Raw genomic sequence first — 25,777 nt, forward strand, 5'->3', positions numbered from 1 at the left:
CTGGCGGACTCCCTAGCATCGCTGGTTGAGGGACACGGGCAGACACACTGGTTCACGCGGGTTAGGCTCACCCCCTCGGCACCCGATGTGCTGGCCGCTGATCCGGCGCAACAGTTCCAGGAGCTGCTCGGAGCGGTCCAGAAAGCGAGTCGGGACGACGGAGCCGAAGCGGTCATCATCGCCGGTGGACCCCTTAGCGAGACGGCCCGCCGCCTGGCCTCGACGGGCATCGTGGAGATCATCCAGCAGCCTGTAAGCGCGTGCTCCAAGGTTCTTCGCGTCATTGGCGAACAGCAGCTCGCCGCGGCCCCGTAGCCAATGGAGGTGGACCCTTAGCGTCAAGTGAGTATGACCAAGGGGTGCAGCTTGTCGAAAGGGGGTGCACCCCTTGGTCATGTCCGCTGCGCGGAAAGGCTTACTCCTGCTGATCCTTGAGGGAGGAAATGATGCTGCCGCAGCCCTGGAAGAACATCCGCCGGCCAAGGCCGCCGTCGGTCCATATCCAGATGATCGAGTAGTCATCCGTTGCGGCATCCACGACGCCGGTGCCGGTCGTCGAACCTTCGGCGAAACGGACCCGCTCCCCCGCAATGAACCGGGGGTGCCTGACCATGCTCCGCCGCGGCCTGGACTGGGTGGTTGCGGCTACCACTGTGGGCAGCGCAGAGCATGGAGGTGAAAAGCGGTCATTAGCATCCTTGGGTCGCAGGCGGTTGTCCCAGCTCATTACAACCCTGCCCGCTGCTCCCAGGTCACGCAGTACGCGTGGTCAACCCAGAATATCGGGTAGCGCTGGAAATCCCGCACGATCGTGCTTATCTGGCGAGTGTGACCGGGAGTCCGTCGCTCTGGCTAACGGCTGTCACTAGTGCGTCTTTCTGTCGGGGAAGGTGAAATCTTCATCCCTGTTAGACAAGTAATCAGTCCCCTGGGAATCGGGTAAGGCTTAAAGCTTGCTGCGCGCCTACACTGAGCCATGAGTACGATCTCGTCGTTGGTCCTGATTTTCGGTGCGGCTTTCGCTTGGATCGGCTTGACGGTATTCGTACTCGTCCGGTTGCGCCGTCGCCGCCGCCGGAACGGGTCCTCGCTGGTAGCGGCGGCTTCCCCTCCCGCTGAACCCGGCAGCATCCATCCCCACAGGCCATGGCGGCGCGTCCGCCCTGTAACAGGCCAGGACACGGCGCGACGCAGGCTGCGCCTCCGGAAGGTCCGCAGCTGAAGGCAATCATTACCCCGTTCGCCTGACAGATCTGGACCGCAGCCGGCGATGCTACCCCCTGGACAGGGGACTGAGCGCCAGACATCGACGTGTCCTTCCGGTACCTCGGGGTGTCTAAAGCAGGTACCCACCACTCGGGCACCACTCAGGAAAGAGCCCTAGGGTGGTGAGAGGAGCCGGCGACGAGGGTGCGCTTCTGAGATCGAGTGCACCTCCCCAGCCGTCGCCGGCTCCTCTTGTCCGGCTCGACCATGTACACCCGCGAACACGGGCACAACAAGCTCGAAGGAGTCCTCCCCGGCATTTTCCGCCCTCGCGGACCGGCTGGTTATCGAATGGACTGCGGACAAGGTGAACTGGGCAAAACCGGGAACGCACGCAAGCCTCATGACTGTGGTCGAATTTGCTGATCCGCGGACCGAGCCGTTCCCCGGTTTGAGTCGCTCCTGATCAGCTACGACGAGCTCCAGACAGTCGTCTCTGATGACCGCTGCAAGCAATGGCAGACAGCCCTCAGTTCCGTGCAGGGCATTTATCTCATCGCCGGCACGAATACCGGCAAGCTGTACGTCGCCGAGGTGGACGGTGCTGAACGCTTCTGGGACGGTGGAGCGAACACTCCCGGAACGGCCACGGCGGCAATGTCTCCCTCCCTGAACTGGCCGGCGCCAATGCCAGCCATCCGCGGCACTTCCAATTCAGCATTTTGCGGGTCTTCTCACCCAGTGCACCGGCTGTACAGGTCGATGCAGCCGAAGCCCACTTCTTCTTAAGCCGCCGGCAGCGCCCACCGCTATCGGTGACCGGCTATTCGCGAGTCCGCTCGTGCGCCGCATCGCGAAGGAACGCTCGTTAGATCTCTCCGGAGTCGCGGGCAGCGGACCCAACGGGAGAATCGTGCGACGTGATCTGGACGACCTCCAGCCCGCACTGGCCCCGGCTCCGGTCATTCCCGCGGTAATTCCGCCCGCACCTACCCCGGCTCAGCCCGCCCTCCCCGTCAATCCGCCGGCGGCGGCCGCTGCAGATGCGGCCGGATTCACCGATATTCCGTACACCGGCATGCGCAAGGCGATCGCGCGCAGGCTCACAGAGAGTAAGTCGACCGTTCCCCACTTCTACGTCACGGCGCACTGCCGCGTCGACCGGCTGCTCGCCCTTCGGACCGAAGTTAACTCCACGTCGCCCCGCAAGATCTCGGTCAACGATTTTGTCGTGAAGGCCGTCGCTGCGGCGCTTGTGGATGTTCCGGCGGCGAACGTCATATGGATGGACGCGGCCACAAGGCGCTTCGACCACGTGGACCTGGCGGTGGCCGTTTCTACCGACGGCGGGCTGCTTACGCCCGTCCTGCGCGGCGTCGACGGCCTCTCCCTCACGGCGATCGGCGATAGAATCTCTGATCTCGCCGAACGGGCCCGGCACGGCCGGCTCCAACAGCGGGAACTGGAAGGCGGGAGCTTCGCTGTGTCCAACCTGGGCATGTTCGGCGTCGACCAGTTCTCGGCAATACTGAACCCCCCGCAGTCTGGAATTCTCGCCGTCGGTGCGGCAAAGCAGCAACCGGTCGTCCAGGATGGCGAGCTCGTAATCGGTACTGTGATGACTGCGACCTTGTCTGCCGACCACCGGGTGGTCGACGGCGCGGTAGCGGCCGCATGGATGGCTGCTTTCGTCAAACGGATCGAGAACCCACTGTCCATCCTCATCTGAGGTTCCCCTGGCCGCTCGAAAGCAGATACTGGCGCATCGGGCAGCGGGTTTCTGCCCGATGCCAGCTGGTTGGATGAAAGAGAGTAAACGTGACGCGTATTGGCATTGTGGTCGAGTTGGGTCACGAGAGAAGGGCGGCGGCGACGCCTGTCACCGTCGGGCAGTTGTTGGAGTTGGGCTACGACGTTGTGGTCGAAAAGGGTGCGGGAGAGTCCGCGTCCTTCCGTGATGACGACTATGCCGCGGCGGGTGTGGTGATTGTGGGCGCGGACGAGGCGTGGGGCAGTGAGGTGGTTTTACGGATCAATCCGCCCACCGGGGGATGAGATCGGCCGCCTGGCCGAGGGGGCCACGCTGATCGGGTCGCTGAGCCCGGGTCTGCGGCCGGAGCTGGTGGAGGCGTTGGCGGCGCGTCCGATCACGGCGTTGGCGCTCGATGCCGTGCCTCGCATTTCCCGGGCGCAGTCGATGGATGTGCTCAGTTCGATGGCGAACATTGCCGGTTACCGGGCCGTTATTGAGGCGGCTCGCGAGTTCGGCCGGTTCTTTACGGGACAGGTAACCGCTGCCGGCAAGGTTCCCCCGGCGAAGGTGCTGGTCGCCGGGGCCGGGGTTGCGGGCCTGGCCGCGATCGGGGCGGCCTCCAGTCTGGGTGCGATTGTGCGGGCGACTGATCCGCGGCCCGAGGTCGCTGATCAGGTGAAGTCCATTGGCGGCCTACCTCAAGGTTGAGGTCGAGGAGGAGATGAAGTCCTCGGATGGTTATGCCAAGGCCACGTGAGCACCGGGAGGCCCAACGGGAGCCACTGCTCAAGATCGATCTCAATTTCTGACCGGCCACTGTTGAACTCCTGGATCTGGTGGAGCCGCTGCAGGTCCCAGATGTGATACTCGATCAGGCCCCGACGAAGGAGGGGCTGGACGGTCCGGAGCGGCCACGTACAATCCGGAGGAATCTCAATGATGTTGTCAAGGACAAAGGTTGATTCCTGGGCCGTCCAGCCGGAGCTGCAGGTGACTTTGAGCTGTCCGCAGCCGAGGGGCCAGTCAGGGATATCCGCGGCTGGAAATTGGGAGCCGTTGGGGGGTAGTTCACGGGCCTCCGTAGCGGTGGATAACCCGTGAGGATTGACCCGGTTGTGGGCAGCGGAACGGTGCTGCCCGTGATGGCATGATTGTGTCAACTTAGTCGGAGCCCACATTGGCCTTCGGCCACGGCGTGGAGGGACGCCGTGGGCGTTTGTGTGCCATGCAGGCCGAGCCCGCGTCGCTGGTGAGGGGGCCGAGACGGCGGTGACCGAACTCCGGGATGTAACGGCCTGCGTCGTAGGCAGCGCGTTTGTCGTCTGTGGCCACGCTGGGTGAGCCTGACTTGTTGCTGGAGGCCACGCAGAGCTAACGGGGATGTATCGGCCCCGTTGGATCCAAGGGCTCACGGCAGAGGTCGAAGCCCTCTCTCAAGCTAAAGAGCCACCACGCGACGTCAACACCGCATCTATAAACTGTCGCCGAACCGGGACTTCCCATATCGGGCAACGAAGGCGCCTTCCCGGACCTCTGGACATGGGTCAACAAGGGCTCCCCCGGATGCCCGAAAGGCATCCACCTTGAGTCGATGCCGTCGTTCATCACTCGGAGGTGGCGCCGCCGTTCGTCAGGCCCATGAACATCGTCAGGTGCAGGATGTCCACGTGTTTGCGCGAGACCTCCACGGCTTCCTGGACATCGCGTCCCCGTAGGGCCGCCACCAGTGCGATGTGGTCGTAGTTCGATTTGTGCAGGAGCTGGATCGGGTAGGGGATGAAGTAGGCGTAGAGCTGTGCCAGAGTCTCGTGGTACTCCTGCACCGCGGTGCCCAGCCCCGACGCAGTGCCCACCAGCTGATGGAACTGCTCGTCTGCCTTGTGGTAGTCGGACCAGTCCGCAGATTCGGCCATGTCATGAGTCAGCCGTTCGAGCTCATCGAGCTGTTCTGCCGTGGCGTTTACCGCCGCGTAGTGCGTCACGGCGCATTCGAAAAGCAGCCTCCGGTCCACCATCCGGTTCACGGCCCGGGACTCGGCCGGTGATGCGGAGAGTTCAGCCAGCACGCTCCGCGGGGGCTCGTCGGCCACGAACGTTCCACCGCCCCGGCCGCGCCGGCGGACCACCACACCGTGCTCCGCCAGGCTCGCCAGCGCGCGGCGGGCGGTGATCGGGCTGACAGACAGGCCCAGGGCGACGTCCTCCTGATCGGGCAGGCGATCGCCAGGCTTCAGCAGGCCCAGGGAAATTGCCATGCCGATCCGAAGCCGCACGGCGTCAATGGCGCTGCGACGGTCGATGCCGGCCAGGCTTCCGGCCTCGATGGGCGAAGTGTCGGCGGTGTCGTCTAACTGACGGGTCATATCCGCTACTTTACGGCCCAATCCTTCCTCTTCCCATAATTAGATCATTCTGATCTAATATAGTGCAGATCACACCCCAACGTGGAGATAACCATGCAACGCATCCTTCCCCTCATCGCAGCCCAGACCCGGCCCCGTCTCATCGGCGAGCCAGTCTCGGCGTTTGCGGACGAGGTCAAAGCCGCCCTCGCCGTCCAGCCCCACAGCAGGCTGGTGGTCTTTCCGGAGCTTCACCTGTTCGGGGATTCCGATCCCGACCAGCAGCGCACGGAAGCGCTCCAGGCTTCCGCGGAGCCTTTGGAGGGCCCCCGGGTCAAGGAACTGCGGCAGATCGCCGGTGATCTTGGCATCTGGCTGGTCCCGGGCAGCGTGTGCGAGCGAGGCCCGGAAGGGCAGTTGTTCAACACCCAGCTGGTCCTTTCCCCGGAGGGCGGGCTTGCCGGCTATTACCGGAAGGTTTTCCCTTGGCGGCCCTTCGAACCTTACGACCCCGGTGACCGGTTCACCACCGTGGACCTCGCCGGCATTGGGAGGGTGGGCCTGAACATCTGCTACGACGCGTGGTTCCCCGAGGTGTCCCGCCAGCTCGCCTGGATGGGCGCCGAAGTCATCCTCAACGTCGTGAAAACCACCACGCCGGACCGCAGGCAGGAACTGGTGCTCGCCAAGGCCAACGCCATCGTGAACCAGGTCTTTATGGTCAGCGTCAACTGCGCCGGTCCCACCGGAACAGGCCGAAGCATCATCGTGGACCCCGAGGGCAACACCCTCACCGAGGCGCCCGACGACACCACGGTACTGCTCACAGCCGAACTCGACCTTGCCGCCGTCGAGCATGTCAGGACCCACGGCACCGAAAACCTCAACCGCCCCTGGTCCCAGTTCCGCGACGGCGAAGACGCCATTGAACTGCCCGTTTACCAGGGCCGGATCACCCCGGCCACCTGGGCTCCCCAGTCCTTCAACGCCTAAGGAAACACCGTGACAACAACACCCACCCTCACGCGCACGCTGAAACTGCCCTCTCTGGTCCTGTTCGGCCTCGCGTACTTGACCCCGCTGATCGTCCTGGGGATCTTCGGCATCATCGCCGAAGCCACCGGCGGGGCCTCACCGTCCGCGTATTTGGTGGCGCTCGTGGCCATGCTGTTCACGGCGCACAGCTACGGCCGGATGGCCGTCGCACACCCGGTGGCCGGGTCCGCCTACACCTACGTCCGGCGGTCCATCGATCCCAGGGTGGGGTTCCTGGTGGGCTGGGCCATCCTGCTGGACTACCTCTTCCTGCCCATGGTGATCTGGCTGATCGGCGGCTCCTATCTCAGCGCGCAGTTCCCCGAAATCCCCATCGGTGGCTGGGTCGTTGGTTTCATCCTCATCACCACGGCCCTGAATGTCCTGGGCATCAAGGTGGCGGACAAGGCCAACTACGTGCTGATGGCATTCCAGCTGCTGGTCATCGTGTTCTTTGTGGCGCTGGCCATAGGCAACGTGGTGTCCACCTCCGGCGCGGGCGGCCTGGCCAGCACCCAGCCGTTCTTCAACGACACCTCCAGCTTCGCCACCATCTCCGCGGGTGCGGCCATCGCGGCGTATTCGTTCCTGGGGTTCGACGCCGTCACCACCCTCACCGAGGAGACCATCGAACCGCGCAAGAACATGCCCCGCGCCATCATGCTCATCGCCCTGATCGGCGGAGGCATCTTCGTGACCGTGTCCTACGTGACCCAGCTGGTCCACCCCGGCGGGGTGTTCGAGGACTCGGCTTCCGCGGCCAGCTCCATCGCGCTGCAGATCGGCGGTCAGCTCTTCGGAGCCGTGTTCCTCGCCGGCCTGGTGGTGGCTCAGTTCGCCTCCGGCCTCGCGGCGCAGGCCAGCGCTTCGCGCCTGCTCTACGCCATGGGCCGGGACTCCGTGCTGCCCAAGGCGGTCTTCGGCCGGCTCAGCGCGAAGTTCCACACCCCGGTGGTGAACCTGATCCTTACCGGCATTGTCGGCCTGATCGCGATCTTCCTGGACGTGGCCACCTCGACCTCGTTCATCAACTTCGGCGCCTTCACCGCTTTCACCCTGGTCAACGTCTCCGTGGTGTTCCACTACGTCCGGCAGCGCCGCGCCGGGCAGAACCTGAACCCCGTGTCCTACGTGGTGGTCCCGGCGGTGGGAGCCATCATCTGCGCGTACCTGCTCTCCCAGCTGGACGGTAACGCGATTACGCTGGGACTGTCATGGCTGGTGCTGGGCGTCGTTGTCCTGGCCCTGATTACGCGTGGTTTCAAAGCGGCGCCGCCGGAAATGTCGGCCACGGAGAGGGCGACGGTTGAGGCTGCAGCCTGAGCCGGGCCGCCGCCTGACCGGAGGGAAGGAACAACCGTGAGGATAGCGCTCGGGCAGCTGGAGTCGGGCACCGATATCCTGGCCAATCTCGCAGTGATCGACCGGTTCGCCGCCGAGGCCGTGCGCGAGGGCGCCGAGCTGGTTGCATTCCCGGAATATGCCACGTACGAGAAGAAGAAGGTGGACGCTACGTTCCCCGTGATGGCTGAGCCGCTGGACGGTCCCATCTGCCAGGAACTGGCCGGCACTGCCCGCCGCCACCGCATCGCGCTGGTGGCGGGCGTGGTGGAACGCTCGGAGGAGCCGGGCAAGGCGTACAACACCGTGGTGGCGTTCGGGCCGGACGGAAGCCGGCTGGCCTGCTACCGGAAGATCCACCTCTTCGATGCGCAGGGCTTCGGGGAGTCGATGTTCATCAAGCCGGGCCCGTCCACTGATCCGGTGGTTTTCGAGCACGGGGGAACGCGCTTTGGCCTGATGACCTGCTATGACCTTCGCTTCCCGGAGCTGGCCAGGGAACTGGCCGACGCCGGCGCCCAGGTCCTGCTCGTCTGCTCATCCTGGGTGCCGGGCACCCATAAAACCGAGCAGTGGCTGGCGCTGAATACAGCGCGCGCCATCGAGAACAGCCTCTACGTAGCCGGGGTGTGCCAGGCGCCGCCGGTCTCGGTAGGGCGCAGCATTCTGGTCGATCCGATGGGGGTCACCGAAGCCGATCTCGGGCTCGGTGTCGGCGTCGCAGCGGTGGACATCTCCCCACAGACGGTGGCGCGGGTGCGGGAGTTATTCCCGATGTTCCGCCAACGCCGGCTGTAGCCGGCGGCGGGGCTGCGCCCCGGTCCGTGGTTCCTACTGAGGTGGGGTCGCCGTAGTACTCGCTAAAAATCATGCGGATATGGCTGGCCAGGGAAACCCGACCGTTCCGTCGCGTCAGGTGCCCTGCTGGAGCGTGGCAAAGTCGGCGTGGGCTTGGTCAACGGCTTCGGGGTAGGCCTGACGTTTTCGTACTCGATGAGGGCCCGGTAGATGCTAGCCGGGCTGGGGTTGCGGCCTTTGCGTTTGCCCGTGGGGATGATCAGGTCGGGGCGGATGTCCTCGACGGACTCGCCGTTGGCGCGGCGGCGCATCACGGGGTGCAGCATGTCGTCGGTGATGACTGGCGGGCGGCCGCCGTGGTTTCCCTTGCGGGCGGCCGTGTTTAGGCCTTCGAGGGTGGTTTCGCGGATATTCTCGCGTTCGGCTTCTGCCATCGCGGCGAAGAACGCGAACAGCACCCGGCCGGTGCCGGACGATAAACGGCAGCCGGCCACTGGCTTCCAAAATCCCTCATAAAGGAGGTGGAAGTCCGCCGAGCATCAACCAGGCTGAAGCTGACAATCAAGGCCACAACGATGGTCCAACAACCCGCAGGAACGCCTGAACCGGGAGATCCGCCGCCGCACCGACGTGGTCGGGATCTTCCCCGACCGGAACTCGTTGATCCGCCCCGTCGGCGCCGTTCTGGCCGAGCAACACGATGACTGGATCGAAGCCCGCCGCTACCTCGGCCTGGGGCTCATCCAACAGGCCCAAACCGTCGGCACCCCGACAACCAAGGAGGCAACGACAACCACAGAACTGGCGCTCAGCGCCTAAACAAACCAAGGATCACGCGGCAACCGCAATACACCACGCATTTGGACTTGACCGGCGGACGCTGACGCCGATCGTACCAGCGCAAGAGTTCGGGTCGGTACCCTCGCGTATCCGATCAGCTTGGTCACGACCGCTCCACGGCGTCTCGTAAATAGGGGTTAGCTAGTACCGCCGATTCAACCGTGAGGTTTCGACACATAGTTACGAGAATCGCAGGCCCGCACCACGTGGCCGTCATCACCGGATGTGGCAAACCCCTCGCGGACCGGGAATTCCTTGCGGTGAGGTCCGGATACCGCAGAGATCGTGGGATTTCATTGCCAGCCACGGTACGGTCACCGCGGGGGGCATCGAAGGAACAGGTTCAACGACTACTCGCCAGGACCCGACGCGGCGAAAGGCTGCCGGTGCTGGAGGTGTACCGTCCGAACCGGGCCGACCGCCCCCTCCCCGGGCCATAACGCCAACATGCTGAACGCCTGCCTGACCGACTTTGGCTTCGGCTCGGCCCGGCTCGCCGCCGGTTCCACGTACGGGGCGCAGTTGGTTGCCACGCAGAACTTCGCCACCTACGGGATGATCGCCCTGATCTTCGTCATCCGGATTGGACTGGGCTCCCTCAGCGTCCGGGAAGCAGTTAGAGCCGAGTAAAGGCAGCACCGAGGATAACGACGGCGGACAATCCCGCCGTCGCCCACTTCCTTTTTGATTCAGTTCAGGTCGAATTCCCGGTAGGCGTGCCCGTCCCGTGCGTGCATCACCACGTGCGCCGGCTGCGAGCCGACGGCCAGGTGCGCAGCGGCCAAGGCTTCCTTCTGAGTGCGGAAATACTGGTGCTTGCTGGTCCTGAACTTATGCAGGTCCCACTTGTTGCCATCCGTCCCGTCGCAGGGCTGCACGTGGAAAGTGGCGCGCTTCACTGCCTTCTTATCGAGCGTCGCTGTACTCATGGCGATCTCCATCCGCGATTCTCTATAGGTGGACCAGGCTCCGCCAGGGCGCTGACTACTGGCCGCAGCACAAGCCATGGAATCAGTCCACTCCCGCGGGGACGGAAAAACAAGCCCCCTTGGAGCAGCACTCTCTCCGGATCCGTCCTTCAAACACGGCCAGTCACTCGGATGCCCGCCCAGAGGGGTTCAGGACTCCACATGTGCCGCTACCGGACGGAAAAGTGCCCTGAGTGGTTTCCGGAGCTCAGACGCAGGAGTAGTCGTAGTCGAAGCCACCTGAGACATACTGCGTGAGCGTGACTTTGCCTCCTCCGGTCAGCGGCGCAGCGCCACGCATGCGCTTCGCCGACGCCAGCGAACTTGCCCCGGCGAGCCAACTTCTGGAGGTGTAGAGCGGGCTCGACGTTGGAGCGGTGCCGGCTATTTGCGACCACTGGCTACTCGTCGAGTAGATTCCGCTCGATGCACCGATGCTCGCGAAGTAGGCAATCATGCCTTCAAGATCCGCGCGGTTGGAAGCCTTGTCGGCGGACCAGCTGTTGCCGGTTTCGACGTCGAGCCACCATGTGTATGAGGCGGGATTGCTCACGCCTCGAATGTTTGCATCGTCATATGCCTTGGCGTACCCGTACATGTATGAGCAGGCCGCTCCAAAGGATCCGCTCGTGCACTGGCCGTAGGGGTTGGCCACAGTAGTTCCGCCATAGGTATTGCTTGTAGGCCACCATGAGCCAGCTGACCCCGGATTGGCGGTGTTCACGTAGAGCGCGACCTTGGGCTGTCCAGTAGCGCCGGTTGACGATCCGGCCCAGGACAGCTGGGTAGCGAGGCAGGGATTAGTGGTATTTGCGAGGCCGTTGTTGACGCCAACAATTCCAAAGGTCTGGCCCTTGGGCAGCGCCTTGCCGCACTGCGGCCATGAGACGTCATTGCCCGGGCCGGCGGCTGTTGTGGCTTCCGCCGGGAGGGCCTGTAGCGTCAACAGCATTGCTGCAATGGCGGCCAGCAGATAGCGAAACCGGCTCAGCATGGACGTTGGGCGGGTGATGTTCATGGTCGGCCCCGTTTCGGCTCTTAGCAATCAGGTACCCAGAATGAGGGTCCCTGCCTGTCCAAGTCAAGGTATTCGGGCACCGGCGGAATACCTGGACCTAGAGGCGGGCTCGCAGTCGTAGTCACTGCGTCCGTCCGCAGGGCAAGCCACCCAGCCATCTGGACTCCGCCTACCTATCTTTCACCATTGGCATGACCTCCCAAGTCTCTCTGACATCGATCTCACTCGAAGCCGCCTGACTTTGATGCGACGCAATACCCATGCAGTGGCAGCGCTGTGTGAGAGTCAGGAAGTCAGAGAGCGGCTTTCCCCGATGCTTTCTGTCCTTCAATGAACCGGCGAAGTGGGCTTGGAATAGGCAGCACAAGGATTGTTGCAATCCCTCGGCGATGCTCGCCGGTGGCCGGTATTTGGTTCGAATAACGCCCATAAGGGCCACTGACGCCCGGGCAATACGTGCTGGGCACAAGCAAGTATCGCTTCCATGAGGAACGAGTATCGCCGACTCGTGTTTCGGGCTCAATTTAGTTGTTCACCACCGAGGAAAAGGAGATTCCGTGGCGTTCGGCCATGATCCGGGGCGGACCAGTGCGAGATCCCCAACTCTGCCCGAGGCTTCCCGTCGTTGGTCAGGGTGTCCGCGATGAGGGCCAGTTCGTCGATCTCCCGCTCCCTGCCCGGGCGCTGGACATCGGACAGGGCCTCGATCCCGCCCTCGGCATAGCGGTTGCGCCCCTTCAAGACCGTGGGTGCCGAAACCCGGTGATTTTCTCGATCCGGATATTCGGCATCCCGTCGGCAGCCAACAAAACCGTGCGCGCCCGCAACGCCAACGTCGCGAAGGATGCCTTCCCGCGGGTCAGCGCCTCCAAAGCCCCCCGGTCACCGTCACGCAATTCCAAAGCCCTTGCCAGATAAACCATGGATCAAGTCTGACAAAAACCAGAACCAAAGGGATCAACGGCACGCTACACTAGGCGGCCAGCCACGGGCCACAAGTTAGGGGAGGGTACGTCGGCTTTAAAAAACGCGTACCGATTACTCGCGCGTATTGCAGGCAGAGTCCGTAGGCTCGTGACCGGAGCTGGCGACGAAGGCGTCCGTCTGAGATAGCGAACGTCACCCCCAGCCGTCGCCAGCTCCACACTGCTGCTGAAACCGTCCTGGCCGAAACTACCCGGCCCGTTTGTGGCGGTTCCGGCCCCCGCATAGACTCAGGAACTATGCCGTCTTCTTAGTGTCCGGATGGAGCCCCGTGAACAGCATGCAGCGTCGACCCGACAGCCGGGAGTCCGGGCGATGAGAACTTCGAAGGCACCGCTCGTCCTCATCAACGATCCCCGCGGCCCTGAAAAGGTCCTCCCCCACCCTGACCGCAGGGGAGCTCAGTAATCTCATCGATGCCCTGTATCAGAACTTGGATACACCCAGCCCGGCGCTGGGGAGCGGAGACCTGGTACGAACTGGCAGTCGAGGAAGATACTCGCAGATCGCAGATCCCGGAACCGATCGGCCAGCTTTGATATCTTGCTCGCTGACGTAGCCAGCGTGAACTCGAAGACGCTTGGGGCCGATTCGCCACGTCTTGGACTATCCGACACGATGCGTATGACGCTGCGTACCCACATTGCAGCCATGCGAGGCATGATTCAGGGCGGCCCGCTAGAGACTGAGGTATTGGGTTTCGGTCGAGTTGTCGCTGTAGGTCACTTCGATGGGCACGTTTTGGTCGGAGGAGTTTGTTATTTCATCGCCGGGGAGCCAGAAGGCGAACTGACCTTTGGAGACGGTCGCCTTGATCTTTTCGCCGGCCGCGCTCATGTAAGTAATGGCGATAACGTCTGTGCCAATTCGACCTGATGCCATTGAGAGCGGGTTATTGGAGATTACCCCTGTTCCGAGCTGGGTAGCCATGACCGCTCGCGCGGTGAGAGTCTGATCGTTTCCGGGCTTTCCAACTGAACCGAAGGATCCCTTGTTGAACCATGAGGCTGTGGTATCCGTGGTGCACGTTGCTTCAAAGCCGTCCCGTCCGGTGAGGACAACAGTTGTCCAGGCGCCACGTTTTTCAGCGATGGCGACTTCTGCTACCGCCAGGTCGCTTGAGTACATGCCACTGCCAACCCCGTGACTCGAGCGGAGGCAGTCGGAGACCGCTCCGTCACGTTCGGTACCGCTCAGCTCTCCAGGAGCCGCCGTCCACGTCGCAAACGCCGCGTCTCCTCCGGAAAGAGCGGGAATGATGAGCAATACGGCCGTGGCTGCCGCGGCAAATCCACCCACGACGAAGGAGCGCCGGCGGCGGTTGGGTTGTGGCGCGGCCGGTTTGTGTTCTGTGGTTGCTTTTCTGTTTCCCGCAGCAGTTGGGTGGGACCCGAGAATGCGGTGCAGGTCTTTCTGTGAACGGTCCGAGTCGGGGGCTGGACTCTGCTCAGCTGCGTCCATGGACCGTAGGAGGGTGTCAATGTTCTGGTTGCTTTTCATGGTGTTGACGCCTTTTCGGAAAATTTTGCCGGCACGGCAGAGGCATTGCGGGGTAAGTGCTCAAGCAGCAGTCGCAGGGCTCGTCGTGCTCGGGTCAGGCGGAGCCGAAAAGCCACGGGTGAAATACCCACGACGTGTGCTGCTTGTGGTGCGGCGAGGTTATCGAAGATCGCGAGTCCCAAGGTTTCTTGGTGGACTTCGGAGAGAAGCGCCCAGGCCCTACTCAGGTCAACGCGGCTGCTGACCAAGTCAGCGTGAGAATCGCCGTGAGAGATCGGCGTCGTCTCGGCAAGCCGAACACCGAGGGCCTGGCGTCGCTGTTCTCCACGTCGAGCATTCAGCATGAGATTTCGCGTGATGCCAAAAACCCAAGCGCGTGCATCACCTTCGTGCGTTGGCGCTTCCGAAAATCGTCGCCAAACAATAACGAACGCCTCAGCCACCACGTCCTCAGCATCTGCCGAGTCGTTGCGACGCTGAACGAACTTCAGTAGGTCACCGTACGCCGATTCGTATAGTGCCCGAAAGTCCTCTGCCCGATCAGGGGCTCTCGATAGGTAGCTCATACCCTGTACTTGTCCGCCACGTACCTAAGTGTGTTGCAGCCGTCCGAAAAAATTTCACACCAACGCCCCACGCCGATCATCAATTAATGAATCCCATACCCACCCGTCCGGGATAAAGGACATCACCGCCCGGGATCAGGGCCCGCAGCGCCGCCCACCACACAGACGGCACGGATTACATCCAAGCTGGCGCTGCGGGACCGCCCCGGCGATAATGGCCGGTCCCAGACAGGCCAGAACCTGCACCCCTCACGTCATATCGTCTAGCAACGACCTACGGCTACCGGCGACCGTTGCCCCATTGATCCGAACGGACCGTCTGCAGGAGGTGGTGTAGGTTTTCGTCCCAAAACGTGGGGTGGGTTCAGAACTGGCCAAGAGAAAAGCCCTCCAACCCAACGTTTCCGCAGGTCAAAGGGCTTTACTTGTGGAGCTAAGGAGATTCGAACTCCTGACCTCTTCTCAGAGGACAGTGTATTTCATTGGTTGTCAAGGGCTTGTGTTGTGTTGCAAATCGGCGGGATCTAGACGTTTCTGGTCCGACGGACAACCCGTGACATGTCGACGTTTTTCATCATTTCCGTGGGGTAAACGTGTGGCGGACATGATGCCGATCGACAGTTCTCGGTTTTCACTGTATGTCGGCGTCCGATTAGTCTGCGCCGGGCTCCGGCTCTGGCACAGGGAGATCCTCGATCGCCATTCGATCCCCTCGCGTACTTTTCGCGCCCTCCTTGAGCATGACAGCGAGTTTGTCGATCGATCCGTCGTCGGCGGCTGACGGGAAAATCCAACGCAGGTCTTGGTGCTCCGTGATGACATCTATCGTTGGACGTACGCTCTCACTCTGCTTCTGAGGAGGCCGAACGAATTGCACGTCTCTGAGCAGGAAGCTTTCGCCAAGTTCCCCTCGGTGGAGTAGCGCTCGGGGAGCAGCTGTGATGATTTGACTATCAGTCACTGCGACGAATGTGCTGGAAGCAGCCCTGTCCACCACAGCGGCCCACTTGCCCGGAGCCAGCGCGCTCCACGCTGCATCGGACCCTCCCTCAAGGCAGAGGTGCGCTCGTCCGGTGTCATGCGCGCCTTGCCAGATTCGCCCCGATCAGGTGCCGTCTCCGCCACCAAATCGCTGGACAGGTCTTCAGGTTCAGGGGCCACGACAGCCGCCCTCCATGCTTCCTGGGATCCCCGCCGGGACTACCCTGCGGATACCCTTTCATGTCTTGAGCGGCGCGAACCGCATGACTTCAGAATTCGTCCCCGAGCTGGTGGAGGCTGCCTGCCACTCAACGAAGTCCGGTGCGTCCGGCCGCAGGACTCGACCACCCGCGACACTAGAGCCATGGGTATCTATGGGTTCAGGCAGACGTCAGGCTGGCAGCAACTAGGCTTGTGCTGGAAGGACGGACCTTATGGCCGCCCTGACTCTAGAAATCACGAACTGGGGACTAGTGGCCACTGTGCGACGGCCTTAGGGAGGTCGAGACCGCCCAGCGCTCCAAGTATCGACCTTCTGGGAAGTCTGCGCTCCAAAGAGTCGCCGGCTCAGCAGGGGCACCAGAGGGGGGCCATCGCCTACCTCGGCACCCCATCGGAGCGAACGCCTAGGCTAGGTAGCAGGGTCGCTCGGAGCGGTTGGACCCGGCGCAGGTGCGCGAGGGCCAGAAGCCGTAGGGTCGAAGCGGGCGCCGAAGGGCCCCTTAGCTGGCTCTGCCGCCGCGAGGGACTCGTGGTGATGACGGCCAACCGCCGGATCGAAAGATCCGCGGCTTATAGCGCCTGGGTCGGGCACGGTTCAAGGAAGCGCGGACTCTAATCACCCCGGGCATAATCCTGCCTCCTGCCAAGGCGCAGCTTGTACAAATGAAGTGCGCCAAGCACAAAGAACAGAATGGACAGCGCCAGTGCTGGCCACAAGGCCGCCGGGTTCAAGGCCGCCCCGAACAGCGGCTTAACCAGTTCCCCCACCGCCAGGGAGAGGATGAGGGTGAAGCCCAGAACATAGATGGATGGCAGCAGAAGCAATCCCGTCCTGTGCGACCGGTAGGTGAGGACGGACAGGATGAGAAAAGCGGGCATGACGAAGCAGAGGTCCAGGATGAAGATCGAGTATAGGGAGTCGATCTGCTCGCCGGTGCGCATGAGCGGCAAGAGCATCCCGATCCACAGCGGATAGAAGATGAGGGGCTGAAGCATCGCACCGGATGCCGACACTAGTCGAAGCGCTTTCGGGAGGGACGGTGTGTGCAGGTCCCTGCGAAGGTAAGCGCCAGCAAGGGCCATAGCCCAGAAAGCCAGTGTGAAAATTGCCATGTAGACGAGGTATAGGCCGTTGTAGGCGCGCTCGATCACATAGATGCCATATGAGTAGAACAGGTACCCAAGAAGGCCAAGCCCTATGACCTGGCGTTTCACCCGGTCGCTGCCGGCTGTGAGGGCCAAGTACAAGAGGCACAGCGCCTCCGGACCATCAGCGGACCTCTATGATGCCCATCATGCCGCTGTCTTCGTGGTCCAGGATGTGGCAGTGGTAGACGGATTTGCCGGTGAAGTCTTCGAACGGAATCCGGACTCGGACGCTGCTGCGGGCCGGGACGTTGACAACGTCCTGCCACTCGGCCGCATCCACCGGGCGGGCTGCCTGTTCGATGATTTGCATGGGCCAGACGTGAAGATGGATCGGGTGGTCCATCGGGCTCGTGTTCGTCAGCGTCCATTCCTCGATCCCTCCGGCGGAGACTGTGGTGTCGACTCTGGCCGGATCAAATGGTTTGCCGTTGATGGTGAAAGCCATCATCCCCGGCCCGGAGCCCATGCCGTTGTTCATGTTCATGCCCATGGCGAAGGTGAGTTCCCGGCGGGCGGTGAGCGCAGCGGTCCGCAAGTCTCTGGGTGCCGGCTGTGCCGGCACTGGTGCAGGAGCGGGCACCGGGTCCCCGGTGGCCGCAAGGGTGGCCAGGGCGGTCCCGTCCGGGCCCGGCTGCTGCCCCGGGGTGCCGTTGTTTCCTCCCGTCATGGTGCCCATGGTTCCCCTGTTCACGGGCAGGGTGCGCAGGAGGGCGGTGCCTGCGCCTGGGGTGACCAGTAGATCCGCCCGGTTGCCCGGGGCCAGCGCCACCTCATCGACCTCCCGGGGTTCCTGATAGCGGCCTGAATCCAGGCCCAGCAGCTGCAGGGACGCGCCGTCGATCCGCAATCTGAGGTATCTGGCGGTGCAGGCGTTGATAATTCTCCACCGCTCGCGTTCGGCCGGTCTGGCCGACAGTCGCGGGTTGGACTGGCCATTGACCAGGATCAGGTTTCCCTCCCGGCCCATCATCTTCTCCATCACTGAAACCTCTTCCGGTCGTCCCGCTGCGTCCAGTGTCATGTCCGAGACGATCATGATGCGTTCCCTGGCCGCGGGGATGGATTGTCGGTCTTCCACGATGATGGCGCCGAAGAGTCCGCCGAAGATCTGATCCGCCACGCTGCCGTGGTGATGGGGGTGGTACCAGTACACCCCCGGCGGATGGTTCTCCGGAAGGCGGTAGGCGTAGTCGAAAGACGCCCCGGGGGCAACTGACCGGAGCGCATTGTCCCCGTTGCCCTGAGGGGAGACGTGCAGGCCGTGCACGTGCAGGTTGGTCGGGACGGCCAAACGGTTCTCGAGAGTAATCTCCAGCAGGTCTCCCGGGCTCAGGAACAGCGCGGGGCCCGGAACTGACCCGTTATAGGACAGGGCGGTAGCGTCCCTGCCGGCAATGCGCACCGGTCCCTGGGCCGCCGAGATTCTCACCTGCAGCCGGCCGCCCTCGCTGTGCACGGCCGCCGGCTGCAGAAGGTCCTGCCCGCCGGCAGGCCTGAAGCTGGAATCCCACACCCCGAGCAGACCTGCCGCCCCGGTCAGCGTGGCGGCGGACCCCAGGCCGCCAAGGACCAAGGCACTGCGCCGGCTAAGGGGCTGCATCAGTGATCCTCGCCCAGGACTTTCAGCCGTTCGGCGTATTCCTCGGCACTCAGCGCGCCGCTGGCATAACGTTCATCCAGGATGCGTCTGGCCGTGCTCCTGCCCGCGGGGGGCGACAAATGATCCGCCCCGCGGACGTCCCCCGGGGTGCCGCCGCGGCGGCCGATCCCGCCGGAGAAAGCCCGCACGGCAAGAATCACGAGCAGGACGACACCCATGACCACGAGCAGCCAGAAGAACCACATCGGGCCCCACATGAAGCCGTTTCCACCCATCATGTCTGGATCTCCTTCAATAGCGGTCTGGTTCTCACCGTCAGCGTCACGGTTTCCTCCGTGGGCTGCCGGTGCCGTCCTCCGGGGCTATTCCGCCGTTGCAGTTCAGTGCGCCACTCAACGGCGCCTCGGCAGCATCGCCGCAGGGATCAGCTGAGCGACTTCCCGGTGCCGTCAAGGGCTGCCAGGGCGGCGCGGAGCCGGGTGTCGGCGTCGTCGGCGACCTCCCGCACGGCAGGGCTGTCGCTGAGCCGGACCATGGTCTGCGGGTCAATGGCCTGGACGGTTGTCCCGCTGGCGTCTTTGCCGCGGCGGACGACGACGTTGCAGGGCAGCAGCGCGCCGAGGTCCGGTTCGGAAGCGAGGGCGCGGCTGGCCAGGACGGGGTTGCAGGCGCCCAGGATCACATAGTCACCCACCGCGTCGGCGGCGTCGGATCCGAGTTTGGCTTCGAACGTGGCGCGGACATCGATTTCGGACAGGATGCCGAACCCCTGGACGGCGAGGGCTTCGCGCGTCTGCTGCACGGCCTCGGGCCAGGCAAGGGGGAGAACGACGGTATGGGTGTAGGTCATGGTGCGCTCCTTGATTGGGCTTTCCGGCTGTCTGCGGCTCAGGCGAGCGAGAGGAAGAGCTTTTCCAGGTCCTTCTTGTTCATGCTCGTATCTTCGCGGACGATGCACTGTTCCAGGCCGCTGGCGATGATGGCGAAACCTGCCCGGTCCAGCGCCTTGGAGACGGCTGCGAGCTGGGTGACGATGTCTTTGCAGTCACGGCCCTCCTCCAGCATGCGGGTCACGGCAGCCAGCTGGCCCTGGGCGCGCTTGAGGCGGTTAACGACGGGGGACAGTTCTGTTGGATCGAGTTGCATAAAGGGTCTCCAAGTCAGGAAGTTTCTGACCTTCAGCATATACCCCCCGGGGTGTGTTGACTACCCCTGGGGGTATCTGGAATACTCTACGGGGTATTCGCAGTAGCCGGCATGTGTCTTGAAAGGACATCCATGACTTCCCCTTCCACTTCGGCCCCGGCCATGACGTCCCTTGACCCGCAGGAACTGAGGTCCTGGTTCCAGGAGCATCAGGACCTCGTCGTCATTGATGTGCGCTCCGCCGCGGAGTTCGAGTCCATGCACATCCGCGGCTCCTACAACGTGCCCTTGCCGCTGCTCTCGGAACACACCGATGAGTTTGCGGCGAGGCTGGGCAGCCGAGTGGTTCTGGTGTGCCAGTCCGGGGCGCGGGCAGAGCAGGCACGGCAGCGCCTGGGCGGGGCCGGCATCGGGACCGCCCATGTTCTGACCGGCGGGGTCCCCGGATTTGCCGCGGCCGGCGGCGACGTCGTCCGGGGCCAGGGGCGCTGGGACCTGGAGCGCCAGGTTCGTCTCGCCGCCGGTTCCCCGGTGGTTCTGGGCCTGGCCGGAGGCAGGTTCGTCTCCCCGAAGATCCGCATGCTCGCCGGGGCCATCGGTACCGGCCTGACCTTCTCCGCTGCGACCAACACCTGTGCCATGGGCCAGGCCCTGTCGGCTATGCCCTGGAACAGGGCGGCCACGGAACCCACCCGGGAAGCTGCCATCCTGCAGTTGCCCGTGGTGAACACGCTTGCCGGGCAGGCCCGCGCGTCGTGATCCCGGCACTGGTCCTGGGACTCGTCGTCGGGATCGTGCTCGGCCTGGTCGGGGGCGGCGGTTCCATCGTCGCCGTCCCCGCCCTGGTCTACGGTGTGGGCCTGAGTACCGCCGAGGCCATCCCCACCTCCCTGCTGGTGGTGGGCGTCTCCTCGCTGGCGGCCCTGATCCCCAGGCTCCGCGAAGGCATCAACTGGCCCGTGCTGCTGCTGGTCGGCGCGGCGGGCATCCCCGCGGCCTGGGGCGGCACCGCCGTCGGACGGTTGCTGGACCCGGACATCCTGATGCTGGCCTTTGCCGCCATCATGGTGATCGCCGGCATCCGCATGCTCCACAGCACCACCGAAACCGAGGGCTCCTGCGGTACCGGACCCGGCAGCGCCTTCCGCTCCTGCGCCCCCAAAGCCGTCGGCGTCGGACTCCTGGTGGGGTTCCTCACCGGGCTCCTGGGCGTCGGCGGCGGATTCCTGATCACCCCCGCACTCACCCTCTTCCTGGGACTGCGGATGAAACAGGCGGTGGGAACATCCCTGGCGATCATTGTCGTCAATTCCGCCGCGGGGTTCAGCGCCCACGCCGCCGGATTCACCGTCAACTGGCCCACCGTCCTGGCGTTCGCGGTTCCCGCCATTTTAGGCTCCCTCGCGGCGGCCCGATTCGCCCGCCGCCTCAAGGACAGTCACATCCGCATCTCGTTCGCCGTGCTCATCTTCATCGTCGCCGCCTGGGTGACGGTCAGCACCGCCGGAAACCTGATGCCCACCGCCTGAGATACCGACACAGAGGAGATTCATCATGGGCTTCATCAGCACCCTCAAGAAAGCCTTCAGCAGACCCTGCAAGTCCATCTCGGTGGCCGAGGCCAGGGAACTCCTCACCTCCGGCGCCACCCTGATTGACGTCCGCTCCGCCCAGGAATGGCGCACCGGGCGCGCACCCCAGGCAAGACACGTCCCGCTTGACCGGCTGCAGACCGGCACCACCGGCATCCGGAAAGACCGGCCTGTCATCGCCGTATGCCAGTCCGGCGTCCGGTCAGCCTCCGCGGCCCGGGCCCTCGCAGGGAAGGGCTACGAGGCCTACTCGATCCGCGGCGGAATGATCGCCTGGCGCCGGTCCGGCGAACCCGTCCGCTAGAGCGTTCCTCCGGGAACAACAGAAAACCCAAAATGATCGAAGGAGAGTCCCATCTCAGAAATCACCGTTACCGAAACCGACCAGCTCCGCGATACCGCCCGAATTCTGGACGTCCGGGAAGACTTCGAAGTCGCCGAGGGCATGATCCCCGGCGCCCTCCACATCCCGATGGGACAACTGCGGGCCCGACTGTCCGAACTGGACCCGGCCGTTCCAGTCATCGCCGTCTGCCGCAGCGGCAACCGCAGCGCCCACGTCGCGGACGCCCTCAACGCTGCCGGATTCACCGCCGATACCATGACCGGCGGCATGATCGCCTGGACCCGCGCCGGATTTCCCACCGCCTAAACACCGCCCCGGCTGCGGGGCCGGCCCTCATCCATCCGACTTTTCAAGATACCCCGGGGGGTATACAATTCACTTATGGCAACGATCGACATCACCGAACGGACCCTGGCAGAGACCTTGGAGGGCAACGAGATCGTTTTTGTTGATTTCCGGGCAGGCTGGTGCGGTCCCTGCCGCATGTTCGCCCCCACCTACGACGCCGCCTCCGAAAGACACCCGGACCTGGTCTTCGCCAAGGTCGACACCGAAGCCGAACAGGCTCTGGCGGCCGCGGCCGGCATTACCTCCATTCCCACCCTGATGGCCTTCCGCGACAAGACCCTCGTCTTCTCACAGCCCGGCGCCCAGAACGCCACCGGCCTGGAAGAGGTCATCACCGCCGTGAAGAACCTGGACATGGCGGCACTCCGCGCCGAGGTCCCACAACAGCAGGCCTGACCCGCGGCGACAGCTTCCCCACCCACTTATCAAGGAGAACCACATGCTTATCGAGCGCATCTACGACGAAGATCTCGCCCAGGCCAGCTACCTCATCGGCTGCCAGAGCAAGAACGAGGCGGTCGTCGTCGACCCCCGCCGCGACATCGCGGTCTACCAGTCCCTCGCCGCAGCCAACGGGATGAAGATCGTGGCCGTCACCGAGACCCACATCCACGCCGACTACCTCTCCGGCACCCGCGAACTGGCCGCCGCCACCGGCGCCGCCATGTACGTCTCGGGTGAGGGCGGCCCGGACTGGCAGTACGGCTTCGACGCCGAGCGCCTGTACGACGGCGACACGATCACCCTCGGCAACATCACCGTCAAGGCCGTGCACACTCCGGGGCATACCCCCGAGCACCTGTCCTTCCTCATCACCGACGGCGCGTTCAGCGACCAGCCCGGCTACCTGCTCTCCGGCGACTTCGTCTTCTCCGGCGATCTGGGCCGCCCTGACCTTCTCGACGAGGCGGCCGGCGGCGTCGACACCCGCTTCGCCGGCGCGAAGCAGCTGTTCGCCAGCCTGCGCGAGAAGTTCCTGACTCTGCCCGACTACGTCCAGGTCCACCCCGGCCACGGCGCCGGCAGCGCGTGCGGCAAGGCCCTCGGCGCCATCCCCTCCTCCACCGTCGGCTACGAACGGCTCTACGCCTGGTGGGGCCCATACTTCGCCGCGAACGACGAGCAGGGCTTCATCGACGAGCTCCTCGACGGCCAGCCGGACGCCCACGCCTACTTCGGTCGAATGAAGCGCCAGAACCGGCAGGGCCCGGCCGTCATGGGCGGACGCGCCCCGCTGGCGGAGCTAGACGCCGCGACGGTCGCCAGCGACCTCGCCCAGGACACGGTGACCTTCGTGGACACCCGCCCGAACGCCGAGGTGCACGAGGGCACGGTCGCCGGCGCCCTGAACATTCCGGCCGGAAAGTCCGTGGCCAGCTTCGGCGCCTGGGCCGTTGACCCCGAGCGTGATTCCCGCCCGCTGGTGCTGCTGGCCGCCGGCCAGGAGCAGGCCCAGGAAATGTGGGACCACCTTGTCCGCGTCGGCATCGACGCCGTGAGCGGCTATGTCACCGGCTTCGAGGGCTTGCCGGCCGCCACCCCGCGCCTGATCCAGCCCGAAGATCTGGAAAGCTTCGACTCGGCGCTGATGCTCGACGTCCGCAACCGCACCGAACACGCCGCCGGGCACATCCCCGGATCGAGCCAGCTGAGCGGTGGCCGCGTGCTCTGGAACCTGGACCAGCTGCCCGCTGACGGGACCATCGTGAGCTACTGCCAGAGCGGTGTCCGCAACTCGGTCGTGGCCAGCATCCTGCGCCGGGAAGGCTACGACGTCGTCGAACTCGACGGTAGCTACGCCGCCTGGGCCGCACGGCAGCAGACCCCGGAATCCGTTTCCGCCAACTAGTCCCGGCAGCATCGAAAACAGAGAGACCACAAGGATCCTAGGCGGTGGCCCAAAGGCCGGGCCGCCGCCTACACTCCATCCCATGAAAAGGCAGAGCAGTGATGAAGCCCGGAAACACAGCCGCGCGGCAGCGGCGCGACCCTGACGCCGGGCTCACGCTGGGCCTGCGGCAGAACCTGGCCCAGTTCATGCTTCTGGTCGCTGTCAACGCCCTCGTGGGCGGCACACTGGGCTAGGAACGCACCATACTGCCGCTGCTCGCCCAGAAGGTCTTCTACCTTGACCTCTACACCAGCGCGCTGACCTTCATCCTGGCGTTCGGCCTGGCCAAGGCCGCCACCAACTACTTCGCCGGCACCCTCTCTCAGACCGCTACGGCCGCAAACCCGGTCCTCGTAGCCGGCTGGCTCATCGCCCTCCCCGTCCCGCTCCTTTTGATCTTCGGGCCAACATGGGGTTGGATCGTGGCCGCAAACATTGTCCTTGGCAGCCGCTGCATCCGGTCCGGGACCCTGTGCCCGGCCCGCTCCGAGAGCGTCCAGGAATTCTTCCGCTCCTCGCCGGAGAGCAGCCCCTTGACGTACTCCACAGCGTTCGCCTGCGGCTCCGAACGGGCGAATCTGGCCCCGATCAGTTCCCCCGATCTCCGCCAGCGCATCGGCCCACTCCTGCACGTCTGCCACGCAAATATCATCGCCCACCGCCAAGGATTAACACGCCCGCACGCGAGGAACGCGGTTAAAACGCCGAAGGACGACAAAATATTCGCGACGGTAGTACTGACTAGGTGACTTTTGGCCCTAGAGGTCCACCGTCCGGCACCGCAGGCTGGAGGCAGCAAGCAGACATCACGAAGGGAAACTGTCATGGAGGAGTCAACACTGCAGGATGCCAGATTCGTGGTGGGGGTGGACGGATCCGATGCCTCGGTGGAAGCGCTCCGGCAGGCCCAGCGGCTGGCCGTCCCCGTTGGGGCCAAGGTGCTGGCCACGGCTTGCTGGGATGATCCGCAGGTCTACGCCGGCTACGTGGCTATGGGCATAGACCGCTTCGAGGAGCGTGTAGAGATGATCCTCAACGAAGCCCTGGAAAAGGCCTTCGGAGCGGAGACGCCGCCGAACGTCGTCCCTCGTGTCGTCCGCGGACACCCCCGGGATGCACTCATCGACGCCAGCCGCCACGCTGACATGATCGTCGTGGGCAGGCGCGGCCATGGCGGATTCGGCGGCCTGCTTCTGGGATCCGTCAGCTCAGCCTGCGTTGCCCACGCGCACTGCCCGGTCCTCGTTGTCCACAGTCCCGAACAAATGGAACAGGAAGGCCTGCCGTGAGATCCTCCAAGCCAATCGCCGTCGCCACCAATGATTCAGCCCAGAGCCAGGCGGCCGTAGTGTGGGCTGCGCGCCGGGCCGAGCGCAGCGGCGAGCCCTTGGTGATCCTCCACGTCGTGGATGACCGTTGGGTGGCGGAACCTATCCCCTGGACCGACATGCTGCTGGAGAAAGGTGGCGAATTGTTGGAAACTGCCGCCGGGCGAGTGAGGGGCACCGTTCCGATCGAAATCACCACGAAACTCCTGGAAGGCAGCGTCGCCGGCTCACTGGGTAAGTACTCCACCAAGGTGTCCATGCTTGTGGTGGGCTCCGGGGGCACCCATTTGGGTGGTTCGCTCACCGACCGGGCCCTGCAGGTCGCCGCCGCGGCGAAGTGTCCGGTCGCCGTCGTCGGAATGCATGACCTCGAAGGCCGCAGCGGAGTCCTGGTGGGCGTGGACGGTTCGGAGGAGTCCACCCAGGCCGTCGCGTTCGCAGCGGCCGAGGCGGACAGGGAGGGCCAGGAGCTTACAGTGCTGTTCGCCTTCAGCGGCCCCAACCGCTGGGTCAAGGCCGGCCTGCCGACCAGCAGCCTTGCCGAGCTGATTGACGAAGAAGAACAGATTGTTCTCTCCGAAGCGGTGGCCGGCCTCCGCGAGGATTACCCGGACCTTGTGGTGCACAAGATTCTGGAAAGCGAAAAGGAACCGGCGGACGCGCTGGTGCAGGCCGCGGCTGCCGCCCGGCTGCTCGTGGTGGGAAGCCGCGGCCGGGGCGGCTTCAAACGGCTGCTGCTCGGTTCCACGGCACACGCGGTCCTGACGAACCTGCCGTGCCCTGCCGTAATCACCCCTATCCAACGCAGGAAGCACGAGTAGGA

29 protein-coding genes and 3 pseudogenes are annotated in these 25,777 nt (G+C 64.2%); 17 read left to right on the forward strand and 15 right to left on the reverse strand.

The features are described from left to right. The first annotated feature begins 87 nt into the window (after positions 1-87). Positions 88-315, forward strand: coding sequence for a hypothetical protein (locus tag ABIB27_RS03335; protein WP_354215396.1), 228 nt, complete (start codon positions 88-90; stop codon positions 313-315). A gap of 100 nt (positions 316-415) precedes the next feature. Here ABIB27_RS03335 and ABIB27_RS03340 read toward each other — a convergent pair whose 3' ends face one another. Further along, entirely contained in the window at positions 416-613 is a 198-nt protein-coding gene (locus ABIB27_RS03340; protein WP_354215397.1) for a hypothetical protein, read from the reverse strand. Positions 614-2,119: 1,506 nt separating this feature from the next. Here ABIB27_RS03340 and ABIB27_RS03345 point away from each other — a divergent pair. Beyond that, positions 2,120-2,935, forward strand: a complete 816-nt coding sequence (locus ABIB27_RS03345) for a 2-oxo acid dehydrogenase subunit E2 (RefSeq protein ID WP_502909112.1) — start codon at positions 2,120-2,122, stop codon at positions 2,933-2,935. Positions 2,936-3,024: 89 nt separating this feature from the next. Beyond that, a pseudogene (locus tag ABIB27_RS03350) lies at positions 3,025-3,713 on the forward strand (Re/Si-specific NAD(P)(+) transhydrogenase subunit alpha); the annotation flags it as partial. 407 nt (positions 3,714-4,120) lie between these two features. On the opposite strand, the gene ABIB27_RS03355 reads toward ABIB27_RS03350, so the two are convergent. After that, a complete protein-coding gene (locus ABIB27_RS03355) occupies positions 4,121-4,291 on the reverse strand; it encodes a hypothetical protein (protein ID WP_354215398.1) in 171 nt (56 codons plus the stop codon). A gap of 272 nt (positions 4,292-4,563) precedes the next feature. Then, positions 4,564-5,322 carry a FadR/GntR family transcriptional regulator gene (locus tag ABIB27_RS03360; protein ID WP_354215399.1) on the reverse strand — a complete coding sequence of 253 codons (759 nt, stop codon included), beginning with the start codon at positions 5,320-5,322 and terminating at the stop codon, positions 4,564-4,566. A gap of 93 nt (positions 5,323-5,415) precedes the next feature. Here ABIB27_RS03360 and ABIB27_RS03365 point away from each other — a divergent pair, with 93 nt between their 5' ends. From ABIB27_RS03365 to ABIB27_RS03375, 3 genes are read left to right on the forward strand one after another with little or no spacing between them, the layout of a single operon-like run. Further along, positions 5,416-6,294 (forward strand): carbon-nitrogen hydrolase family protein, encoded by an 879-nt coding sequence (locus tag ABIB27_RS03365; RefSeq protein ID WP_354215400.1) that lies wholly within the window; start codon positions 5,416-5,418, stop codon positions 6,292-6,294. 9 nt (positions 6,295-6,303) lie between these two features. Further along, positions 6,304-7,659 carry an APC family permease gene (locus ABIB27_RS03370; RefSeq protein WP_354215401.1) on the forward strand — a complete coding sequence of 452 codons (1,356 nt, stop codon included), beginning with the start codon at positions 6,304-6,306 and terminating at the stop codon, positions 7,657-7,659. 36 nt (positions 7,660-7,695) lie between these two features. After that, positions 7,696-8,475 carry a carbon-nitrogen hydrolase family protein gene (locus tag ABIB27_RS03375; protein WP_354215402.1) on the forward strand — a complete coding sequence of 260 codons (780 nt, stop codon included), beginning with the start codon at positions 7,696-7,698 and terminating at the stop codon, positions 8,473-8,475. Positions 8,476-8,537: 62 nt separating this feature from the next. Here ABIB27_RS03375 and ABIB27_RS03380 read toward each other — a convergent pair whose 3' ends face one another. Continuing rightward, complete coding sequence (locus tag ABIB27_RS03380; protein ID WP_354215403.1) at positions 8,538-8,969, reverse strand: recombinase family protein; 432 nt, start codon at positions 8,967-8,969, stop codon at positions 8,538-8,540. 76 nt (positions 8,970-9,045) lie between these two features. Here ABIB27_RS03380 and ABIB27_RS03385 point away from each other — a divergent pair. Together ABIB27_RS03385 and ABIB27_RS03390 are read left to right on the forward strand one after the other, a co-directional pair. Beyond that, a pseudogene (locus ABIB27_RS03385) lies at positions 9,046-9,294 on the forward strand (transposase); the annotation flags it as partial. Between the two features lie 468 nt (positions 9,295-9,762). Then, positions 9,763-9,945, forward strand: coding sequence for a hypothetical protein (locus tag ABIB27_RS03390; RefSeq protein ID WP_354215404.1), 183 nt, complete (start codon positions 9,763-9,765; stop codon positions 9,943-9,945). Positions 9,946-10,004: 59 nt separating this feature from the next. Here ABIB27_RS03390 and ABIB27_RS03395 read toward each other — a convergent pair whose 3' ends face one another. The 11 genes from ABIB27_RS03395 to ABIB27_RS03445 form a co-directional block, all read right to left on the reverse strand. Further along, positions 10,005-10,244, reverse strand: coding sequence for a DUF2188 domain-containing protein (locus tag ABIB27_RS03395; protein WP_354215405.1), 240 nt, complete (start codon positions 10,242-10,244; stop codon positions 10,005-10,007). Between the two features lie 247 nt (positions 10,245-10,491). Then, the gene (locus tag ABIB27_RS03400) at positions 10,492-11,301 is read right to left on the reverse strand and encodes a glycoside hydrolase family 25 domain-containing protein (protein ID WP_354215406.1); all 810 of its coding nucleotides are present in this window, start codon (positions 11,299-11,301) and stop codon (positions 10,492-10,494) included. 519 nt (positions 11,302-11,820) lie between these two features. Beyond that, positions 11,821-12,042 (reverse strand): hypothetical protein, encoded by a 222-nt coding sequence (locus tag ABIB27_RS03405; RefSeq protein WP_354253503.1) that lies wholly within the window; start codon positions 12,040-12,042, stop codon positions 11,821-11,823. Further along, complete coding sequence (locus ABIB27_RS03410) at positions 12,039-12,224, reverse strand: hypothetical protein (protein WP_354253505.1); 186 nt, start codon at positions 12,222-12,224, stop codon at positions 12,039-12,041. The genes ABIB27_RS03405 and ABIB27_RS03410 overlap by 4 nt, the downstream gene beginning before the upstream one ends. 739 nt (positions 12,225-12,963) lie before the next feature. Then, positions 12,964-13,746 carry a hypothetical protein gene (locus tag ABIB27_RS03415; RefSeq protein WP_354215408.1) on the reverse strand — a complete coding sequence of 261 codons (783 nt, stop codon included), beginning with the start codon at positions 13,744-13,746 and terminating at the stop codon, positions 12,964-12,966. A 35-nt stretch (positions 13,747-13,781) separates the two neighbouring features. Beyond that, complete coding sequence (locus ABIB27_RS03420; protein ID WP_354215409.1) at positions 13,782-14,351, reverse strand: RNA polymerase sigma factor; 570 nt, start codon at positions 14,349-14,351, stop codon at positions 13,782-13,784. Between the two features lie 1,815 nt (positions 14,352-16,166). Further along, positions 16,167-16,796: a hypothetical protein gene (locus ABIB27_RS03425; RefSeq protein WP_354215410.1), complete on the reverse strand. Its 630-nt coding sequence runs from the start codon at positions 16,794-16,796 to the stop codon at positions 16,167-16,169. Positions 16,797-16,824: 28 nt separating this feature from the next. Beyond that, on the reverse strand, positions 16,825-18,303 hold the full coding sequence (locus ABIB27_RS03430; protein ID WP_354155552.1) for a multicopper oxidase family protein: 1,479 nt from the start codon (positions 18,301-18,303) through the stop codon (positions 16,825-16,827). Next, positions 18,303-18,581 carry an SHOCT domain-containing protein gene (locus ABIB27_RS03435; protein WP_354155553.1) on the reverse strand — a complete coding sequence of 93 codons (279 nt, stop codon included), beginning with the start codon at positions 18,579-18,581 and terminating at the stop codon, positions 18,303-18,305. The genes ABIB27_RS03430 and ABIB27_RS03435 overlap by 1 nt, the downstream gene beginning before the upstream one ends. A gap of 146 nt (positions 18,582-18,727) precedes the next feature. Next, complete coding sequence (locus ABIB27_RS03440) at positions 18,728-19,153, reverse strand: DUF302 domain-containing protein (RefSeq protein ID WP_354155554.1); 426 nt, start codon at positions 19,151-19,153, stop codon at positions 18,728-18,730. 38 nt (positions 19,154-19,191) lie between these two features. After that, positions 19,192-19,449: a metal-sensitive transcriptional regulator gene (locus ABIB27_RS03445; protein ID WP_354155555.1), complete on the reverse strand. Its 258-nt coding sequence runs from the start codon at positions 19,447-19,449 to the stop codon at positions 19,192-19,194. A 132-nt stretch (positions 19,450-19,581) separates the two neighbouring features. Here ABIB27_RS03445 and ABIB27_RS03450 point away from each other — a divergent pair, with 132 nt between their 5' ends. The 9 genes and pseudogenes from ABIB27_RS03450 to ABIB27_RS03495 all read left to right on the forward strand — a co-directional run bounded on the left by ABIB27_RS03450 (position 19,582) and on the right by ABIB27_RS03495 (position 25,775). After that, the gene (locus ABIB27_RS03450; protein WP_354253506.1) at positions 19,582-20,208 is read left to right on the forward strand and encodes a rhodanese-like domain-containing protein; all 627 of its coding nucleotides are present in this window, start codon (positions 19,582-19,584) and stop codon (positions 20,206-20,208) included. Further along, entirely contained in the window at positions 20,205-20,978 is a 774-nt protein-coding gene (locus ABIB27_RS03455) for a sulfite exporter TauE/SafE family protein (protein WP_354183281.1), read from the forward strand. Before ABIB27_RS03450 ends, ABIB27_RS03455 begins: the two co-directional genes overlap by 4 nt. 25 nt (positions 20,979-21,003) lie before the next feature. Then, positions 21,004-21,345, forward strand: coding sequence for a rhodanese-like domain-containing protein (locus tag ABIB27_RS03460; RefSeq protein ID WP_354155557.1), 342 nt, complete (start codon positions 21,004-21,006; stop codon positions 21,343-21,345). Positions 21,346-21,396: 51 nt separating this feature from the next. Continuing rightward, positions 21,397-21,693, forward strand: a complete 297-nt coding sequence (locus ABIB27_RS03465; protein ID WP_354215411.1) for a rhodanese-like domain-containing protein — start codon at positions 21,397-21,399, stop codon at positions 21,691-21,693. Between the two features lie 75 nt (positions 21,694-21,768). Beyond that, positions 21,769-22,131 carry a thioredoxin family protein gene (locus ABIB27_RS03470; protein WP_354155559.1) on the forward strand — a complete coding sequence of 121 codons (363 nt, stop codon included), beginning with the start codon at positions 21,769-21,771 and terminating at the stop codon, positions 22,129-22,131. A gap of 43 nt (positions 22,132-22,174) precedes the next feature. After that, positions 22,175-23,584 carry an MBL fold metallo-hydrolase gene (locus ABIB27_RS03475; RefSeq protein ID WP_354183283.1) on the forward strand — a complete coding sequence of 470 codons (1,410 nt, stop codon included), beginning with the start codon at positions 22,175-22,177 and terminating at the stop codon, positions 23,582-23,584. A 101-nt stretch (positions 23,585-23,685) separates the two neighbouring features. Further along, positions 23,686-24,072, forward strand: a pseudogene (locus ABIB27_RS03480) (MFS transporter); the annotation flags it as partial. Between the two features lie 378 nt (positions 24,073-24,450). Then, positions 24,451-24,915: a universal stress protein gene (locus ABIB27_RS03490; protein WP_354253507.1), complete on the forward strand. Its 465-nt coding sequence runs from the start codon at positions 24,451-24,453 to the stop codon at positions 24,913-24,915. After that, complete coding sequence (locus ABIB27_RS03495; RefSeq protein WP_354155562.1) at positions 24,912-25,775, forward strand: universal stress protein; 864 nt, start codon at positions 24,912-24,914, stop codon at positions 25,773-25,775. The genes ABIB27_RS03490 and ABIB27_RS03495 overlap by 4 nt, the downstream gene beginning before the upstream one ends. The last annotated feature ends 2 nt before the right edge of the window (positions 25,776-25,777 follow it).

Source organism: Arthrobacter sp. UYEF21, from assembly GCF_040546085.1.
Taxonomy (GTDB): domain Bacteria; phylum Actinomycetota; class Actinomycetes; order Actinomycetales; family Micrococcaceae; genus Arthrobacter.

Coding starts and splice junctions, on each gene's coding strand:
- ABIB27_RS03435 (WP_354155553.1), bottom strand. CDS start 18,581: ATGATGGGTGGAAACGGCTTCATGTGGGGCCCGATGTGGTTCTTCTGG.
- ABIB27_RS03410 (WP_354253505.1), bottom strand. CDS start 12,224: ATGGTTTATCTGGCAAGGGCTTTGGAATTGCGTGACGGTGACCGGGGG.
- ABIB27_RS03470 (WP_354155559.1), top strand. CDS start 21,769: ATGGCAACGATCGACATCACCGAACGGACCCTGGCAGAGACCTTGGAG.
- ABIB27_RS03490 (WP_354253507.1), top strand. CDS start 24,451: ATGGAGGAGTCAACACTGCAGGATGCCAGATTCGTGGTGGGGGTGGAC.
- ABIB27_RS03395 (WP_354215405.1), bottom strand. CDS start 10,244: ATGAGTACAGCGACGCTCGATAAGAAGGCAGTGAAGCGCGCCACTTTC.
- ABIB27_RS03430 (WP_354155552.1), bottom strand. CDS start 18,303: ATGCAGCCCCTTAGCCGGCGCAGTGCCTTGGTCCTTGGCGGCCTGGGG.
- ABIB27_RS03420 (WP_354215409.1), bottom strand. CDS start 14,351: ATGAGCTACCTATCGAGAGCCCCTGATCGGGCAGAGGACTTTCGGGCA.
- ABIB27_RS03440 (WP_354155554.1), bottom strand. CDS start 19,153: ATGACCTACACCCATACCGTCGTTCTCCCCCTTGCCTGGCCCGAGGCC.
- ABIB27_RS03475 (WP_354183283.1), top strand. CDS start 22,175: ATGCTTATCGAGCGCATCTACGACGAAGATCTCGCCCAGGCCAGCTAC.
- ABIB27_RS03400 (WP_354215406.1), bottom strand. CDS start 11,301: ATGAACATCACCCGCCCAACGTCCATGCTGAGCCGGTTTCGCTATCTG.
- ABIB27_RS03365 (WP_354215400.1), top strand. CDS start 5,416: ATGCAACGCATCCTTCCCCTCATCGCAGCCCAGACCCGGCCCCGTCTC.
- ABIB27_RS03415 (WP_354215408.1), bottom strand. CDS start 13,746: ATGGACGCAGCTGAGCAGAGTCCAGCCCCCGACTCGGACCGTTCACAG.
- ABIB27_RS03450 (WP_354253506.1), top strand. CDS start 19,582: ATGACTTCCCCTTCCACTTCGGCCCCGGCCATGACGTCCCTTGACCCG.
- ABIB27_RS03340 (WP_354215397.1), bottom strand. CDS start 613: ATGGTCAGGCACCCCCGGTTCATTGCGGGGGAGCGGGTCCGTTTCGCC.
- ABIB27_RS03445 (WP_354155555.1), bottom strand. CDS start 19,449: ATGCAACTCGATCCAACAGAACTGTCCCCCGTCGTTAACCGCCTCAAG.
- ABIB27_RS03360 (WP_354215399.1), bottom strand. CDS start 5,322: ATGACCCGTCAGTTAGACGACACCGCCGACACTTCGCCCATCGAGGCC.
- ABIB27_RS03460 (WP_354155557.1), top strand. CDS start 21,004: ATGGGCTTCATCAGCACCCTCAAGAAAGCCTTCAGCAGACCCTGCAAG.
- ABIB27_RS03390 (WP_354215404.1), top strand. CDS start 9,763: ATGCTGAACGCCTGCCTGACCGACTTTGGCTTCGGCTCGGCCCGGCTC.